7 protein-coding genes are annotated in these 5520 nt (G+C 42.8%); all 7 read right to left on the bottom strand.

Annotated elements, in window-relative coordinates; translation table 11 throughout:
* Window positions 1-129: 129 nt before the first annotated feature.
* The gene (gene rpsI, locus A5294_RS05775) at window positions 130-618 is read right to left on the bottom strand and encodes a 30S ribosomal protein S9 (protein ID WP_004105525.1); all 489 of its coding nucleotides are present in this window, start codon (window positions 616-618) and stop codon (window positions 130-132) included.
* Window positions 619-635: 17 nt separating this feature from the next.
* Window positions 636-1085 (bottom strand): 50S ribosomal protein L13, encoded by a 450-nt coding sequence (rplM, locus tag A5294_RS05770; protein WP_004574093.1) that lies wholly within the window; start codon window positions 1083-1085, stop codon window positions 636-638.
* 256 nt (window positions 1086-1341) lie between these two features.
* A complete protein-coding gene (gene malQ, locus A5294_RS05765) occupies window positions 1342-3507 on the bottom strand; it encodes a 4-alpha-glucanotransferase (RefSeq protein ID WP_004574094.1) in 2166 nt (721 codons plus the stop codon).
* A 17-nt stretch (window positions 3508-3524) separates the two neighbouring features.
* Window positions 3525-4151, bottom strand: coding sequence for a hypothetical protein (locus A5294_RS05760; protein ID WP_004105530.1), 627 nt, complete (start codon window positions 4149-4151; stop codon window positions 3525-3527).
* 10 nt (window positions 4152-4161) lie between these two features.
* Window positions 4162-4830: a YigZ family protein gene (locus A5294_RS05755; RefSeq protein ID WP_004574095.1), complete on the bottom strand. Its 669-nt coding sequence runs from the start codon at window positions 4828-4830 to the stop codon at window positions 4162-4164.
* Between the two features lie 15 nt (window positions 4831-4845).
* Window positions 4846-5142, bottom strand: a complete 297-nt coding sequence (locus A5294_RS05750; RefSeq protein ID WP_004105533.1) for a metal-sensitive transcriptional regulator — start codon at window positions 5140-5142, stop codon at window positions 4846-4848.
* A gap of 179 nt (window positions 5143-5321) precedes the next feature.
* Window positions 5322-5520 (bottom strand): hypothetical protein (locus A5294_RS06935; RefSeq protein WP_231880207.1); only part of this gene is annotated, 199 nt, incomplete at its 5' end.

The raw sequence follows: 5520 nt of genomic DNA, 5'->3' as shown, positions 1-5520 counted from the left end.
GGATGTGTATAAGAGACAGATTTATAACATTTACTCAACAAATTTAATTTAATTTAATAAATAATAAAAAATACAAAAAATGGCTCCCAGCAAAACCAGGAGCCATTTGCAAATATAAATTCGCGAAACTTAACGCTTCGAGAACTGAGGTGCACGACGTGCCTTGTGCAAACCAGCCTTCTTGCGTTCCACAACGCGAGCGTCGCGGGTCAAGAAGCCAGCCTTCTTCAAAGCAACACGGTTTGCATCGCGATCGATAGCATTCAATGCACGAGCAACACCCAAACGAATAGCACCAGCTTGACCAGTGGTACCACCACCGTCAACGAGGACTACAACATCAAACTTGCCTTCAAGCTTGAGCAACACGATTGGTGAATTCACTTCGCGCTGCAACAAACGAGATGGGAAGTACTCCTCCAAAGTGCGACCATTGATAGTCCACTTGCCGGAGCCAGGAACCAAGCGCACGCGAGCAACAGCTTCCTTACGACGACCAGTGCCATAGCCTGGCTCGATGGCGGAAGTACCAGTGCCTGCACCAGCATTGGTTTCAGTGGTGTAGCTAGTCAGTTCTTCTTCGTTCTCAAGAACCGCGGAGTTGTTATTTTCTGCCATATCTATTCTCCTTGATCTCACTTAGCCTGCTGAGAGACCTGAGCGATCTCGAAGACCTGTGGCTTCTGCGAAGTGTGCGGATGCTCAGCGCCGGTGAACACACGAAGACGGTCAAGCTGCACCTTAGCAAGACGATTCTTTGGAAGCATGCCCTTAACGGCAGTCATGATAATACGCTTTGGATTCCTCTCCAAAAGCTCTGCATAGCTATCACGACGAAGGCCGCCTGGACGACCAGAGTGGGAATACAGTTCCTTGCTCAACTTATTGCCAGTCAAAGCAATCTTTTCAGCGTTAATAATAATAACGTGATTGCCAGAATCAGCATGAGGAGCAAACGTTGGCTTATTCTTACCACGCAGCAAGATTGCTACCTGAGAGGCCAAACGACCAAGTACCACGTCAGTGGCATCGATGATGTACCAGTCATGAGTTAAATCTGCTGGTTTCGGTGTGAAAGTCTTCACAATCGTACCTTTTCTCTATTGTGTTTCGAGCGTATATTTTCTTGGTTTATAGAAAATATTTTACTCATAATCCGTGGGCTCCCTGAAAGTCCTCGATGGCGAGTGGGAAAAGCGCTTTGAAGGACCCCTTAGGGAAACACAACAATCTGCAAGTATATCGCCAAGTGGCGACTACTTGCAAATGTATATTTTATATAAGGCTGCGACGAATTACAAAACGAATCGCAAAACGAATCGCAAAACGAATCGCAAAACGTCACGCGTTCATAATTGCTGAAAGCGACCGCACTCTAGGCAAATCAAACATATTGTCCAAAGACACAGGATTGCCTTCACCATCAGCTAACGGAATACGCCAATTTGGATACTCGTCATTCGTTCCAGGCTGATTTTGCGTACGATACTCTCCAACTGCATCAACCAAAGAAGCAGCAAGCAAACGCGAAGGAGCATCCTTCAAAGCGCGATACAATGCCTCAATAATCTCCTGAGTATGAGCATCCTCATCTTCAAGCAACTGAGCATCCAAATAACCACCTTTGACCAACATTCGCATCATAGCGCGATGCTCTGCCTCAGCGCCAGCGCGGAATTCTTCAACAGAACCAGTAAGCAAGTGCAAACGCTCACGAATATTAACCTGTTCATAGCGCAAATAGCCGGCAGCAGGAGGCAAATCATGCGTATTTACAGATGCAAGCGTCATTTCGCGCCACTTGTCTGGAGTGCGGAATTCGCCGTCACGCTCTTCGAACCATTCAACCGTGCAACCAAGCACAGCCTTCTTGCGCAACACTTCCAAAGCATTTGCAGGCAAAACACCCAAATCTTCGCCAACAACTACACCGTGAGCGCGAGCGGCTTCAATTGCCAAAATGCCAAGCATAATATCAGCATCGTAGTAAACATAAGCACCGCCACTTGGAGCTGAACCTTCTGGAATCCACCATAAGCGGAAAAGTCCAAGAATATGGTCGATGCGAACAGCGCCTGCTGAAGCAAACATTCCATGAACCATATCTCGGTATGTTTTAAAACCAGTACGCTCAAGCTCAAATGGATGCAAAGGTGGCTGAGACCAATCTTGACCTTGCTGATTGAAGTAATCAGGCGGAGCACCAACAGTAGCTCCGTTAGCAAATCGCTCTGGATTCCACCAAACTTCAGATCCTGCAGGATGCACGCCAACAGCCATATCAGACATAATGCCGATTTTCATACCAGCGTTACGAGCAGCAACTTGAGCATCATGCAATTGCGTAAAAGCAACCCACTCAAGCCAACGATAAAACTCAAGAGTATCTGGGAAACGATTAGCTAATTCGCGAACTTGATCAGAATCCTTAGTAAGAGTCCTCTCCCAGCAATCGTCACCCTTTGGAGCACCCCACTTGTCATAGCACAAGCACCAAGTAGCATAAGATTCAAGCCTGTCACCCATCTCCTGCTTAAACTCATTAAAAACGCGAGCGCGAGTTTCAGACATACCAGCCTTGAAAATCAGCCACAATGCACGCATTTTTACACGCCACATGGAATCACGGTCTATTATTTGCGCGTCATTGTTAAGCGGCTCAACCTGTCCATGAAGCTTTTCAATTTCTTTGCGAGTTTTATCGTTTAACGTTTCGTACTCAGGAATACTTTCTGGGCGAATATACGTTACATTTACCATTCCTCGAGCAACCGGCAGGTATGGAGATGGAGTAAGCGGAGTTATAGGCTCACCTGCATGCATTGGGTTTATTAGCACAAAGTCAGCACCAGTTTTTTGCTTAGCTTCAGTAAGAAGAGTCGCCAAATCAGCAAAATCACCAACGCCCCAGGACTTTGAAGAACGGATTGAGTAAAGTTGCGCCATCCATCCCCAAAGCTGTTCTCCATTTGGTTCCAAGGAATTAAGCGTATCAATGCTTTCTGGAGCACTAATAAGTGTTGCCTCTTCTTGACGCTCACCAACCGTCACACGCAATGTGTGATAACCCATTGGCACATCTTCAGGAATTTTTATAAGAGATGTTGCAACAAATTTTCCATTTACAGGGTATGCAACATCATTTTCGTTAGGAACAATAGTTAAATCGCCTTTATATTGTTCACCATTTTCCAATGTCAATGTTGCAACTGGGTATTCTAATATTCCCGTATTAACTGTAACTTCATCACATTTGCCAACAGTGTGCAAAATAGTTGGCGCAATAATGCGTCCATGTCGATACGCTAAAACGTCGTTTGTAGATTTTTCTATTGCCTCATTGGTCGAAGCGTCCACGCCTAATGCGCCTAAAACCGAAACTAATACGTTATCTTGAATCTCGTGTTTTTGATTATCTGAACCAATAAAACTCACGCCAACGCCCATTAATTCAGCAAGACGGTGTAATGGCTTCATTGCTACTTCTTCATCTGTTGTATTATCCATACGCTCCATTATTCGCGTTAGCAACGACTGCGCGCCGCTGATGATACATCTTCAGATTTATCGTTACATAATTCTTGCAGCACATTTTGTGGAACACCAGGATTTAACGCAACAGCTCTTCGTACCATGGAAGCTAATACAGTTGGAGCGTTTTCTTCTGCACTAACACCAAGGGAGGCCAAATATTTCAATGTTTCAGCACTTATGCCATCCGATTGCGCACCCTCTAAACGCATTTTCCAAGAAGCTTTTGGATTGCATAATGCAGCATTTCGAACTGCGTTACATGAATCTTTAGTAAGTCTTCCAACTAACCAATTTTTAGCATTTTTATTTTCAGCAACAGCCAAACGCACTTTATCAGCAGAATCTTCAGAAAGTTTCACTAATATGTTTGGAAAAGGCATTTCTGTAGCTAAATAAATACGGTCTTCTTCTGGAGTATTGATATTACCTGCAACTGCTTCAAGCAAGGAAGTGGCTCTAGAAAATGCCGCTTGATCTGATCGATCCGGTAATTCTCTCCTAGCAAATTCATGAAGCTCAGCTGAATCTTCGCTATGTCGTAAATGCTCATATACAGCAGTTAAAGGTTCATAAGATGAATCGTCAGTAGTGTTTGTTTTTTCATTAGTCTTTTCCATGAAATCACCTTTAACGCTTAGTATCTATCAGCTTATTACTTAGAGTACCATCTGCTTCCGGCACAACGCTTCCAGAAAAAGCATTCTGAACCATATCAAGAAATTCTTGTGATTTTAAAGTTGGAATAGCAATATTAAGAGAAATTTCAGCACCATAAATTTCGTTGTCAATTATGCCTTCCATTTGGCTTACAATATGCTGCAACATTCGCAATTGTTGATATTGCAACTTGCAAGTAAAACGAGTGCACGTAATAATATCAACTATTTGCGCAGATTCTACTGCCATACTTGCTGCACGCGCATAAGCTCTGGTTAGACCACCAGCTCCAAGCAAAATACCGCCAAAATATCGCGTTACTGTTACTACACAATCTGTTAAATTTGACGATCTAAGTACATCTAATATTGGTTTTCCTGCTGTCCCAGTTGGCTCACCATCGTCACTCATGCGCTCACGCAATTGAGCTTTCGATGAGCCACAAATTGCAGCATAAGCAACATGACGAGCTTTAGGATTCTTAAAACGCACTGATTGCATAAATTCCACAGCATCGTCAAGATTGTCAATATGACAAATACATCCAATAAACTCTGATTTTTTCTCTACGAAAGAAGCCTCGAAAGGCTGCGATTGCAATTGACGAACAGTGTGCAGAATATTATGCGAATTAATCACTAGATACTACCAATACTACGCTTTTTCGTAACGCAATAACCTGTCAATGATACCAGAAATATCTTCCATTGCTGCATCGGCACCTCCTTCGGTACCAATTTTTACAGATTCATGTATTTCTTTATTGACATGTTCCCTTGCCACTATCACTGCTAAAGAATGTAAAGCAGCAGTTGCAGCGGAAAGCTGCATAAGAACATCTTGACACTTCGCATCGTTTTCAATCATAGTATTGACTGCTGCAAGCTGACCTTGTACTCGATGCATGCGTACTATCAGTTTTTCTTTATCAATATCATAACTTTTCATCATTACTCCGATTTATCAATTACATAACCACACAAAGGTTATAACATCATATACAAATTAATACAATAAATCGTTGTATCTATATTATGCATCATCGTATTATTTATTGCAAAATGACGCGTTAATCTACTTCAAAAAGATCTCAATAGACTAACGCGTCAAATATTCTATATCAAAACATATTATTGCACTAATCTACGCCTCATTGGAGGAATTTCGCTATGCCGTGCCCCAGTAGACATTCTCCCATGTTTAGGAACTATAGCTGAAAAACGACCTAACGATAAACCTGAAGCAAAGGTTAACATAATAACAGCAAGAAGTATCACAGTTACCGAAGAAGCGCCAGTAACAGCAAGCGATGTTGGAATTGTATTACTT

It is taken from the genome of Gardnerella sp. 30-4, from assembly GCF_001641215.1.
Taxonomy (GTDB): Bacteria; Actinomycetota; Actinomycetes; order Actinomycetales; family Bifidobacteriaceae; genus Bifidobacterium; species Bifidobacterium leopoldii.
The sequence above is the reverse complement of the archived record's forward strand: the minus strand, read 5'-3'. Positions and strand labels throughout refer to the sequence as shown.

Excerpts from the sequence above, each read along its gene's own strand:
- A5294_RS05760 (WP_004105530.1), bottom strand. The coding sequence starts at position 4,151 with ATGGAAAAGACTAATGAAAAAACAAACACTACTGACGATTCATCTTAT.
- A5294_RS05750 (WP_004105533.1), bottom strand. The coding sequence starts at position 5,142 with ATGATGAAAAGTTATGATATTGATAAAGAAAAACTGATAGTACGCATG.
- malQ (WP_004574094.1), bottom strand. The coding sequence starts at position 3,507 with ATGGATAATACAACAGATGAAGAAGTAGCAATGAAGCCATTACACCGT.
- rpsI (WP_004105525.1), bottom strand. The coding sequence starts at position 618 with ATGGCAGAAAATAACAACTCCGCGGTTCTTGAGAACGAAGAAGAACTG.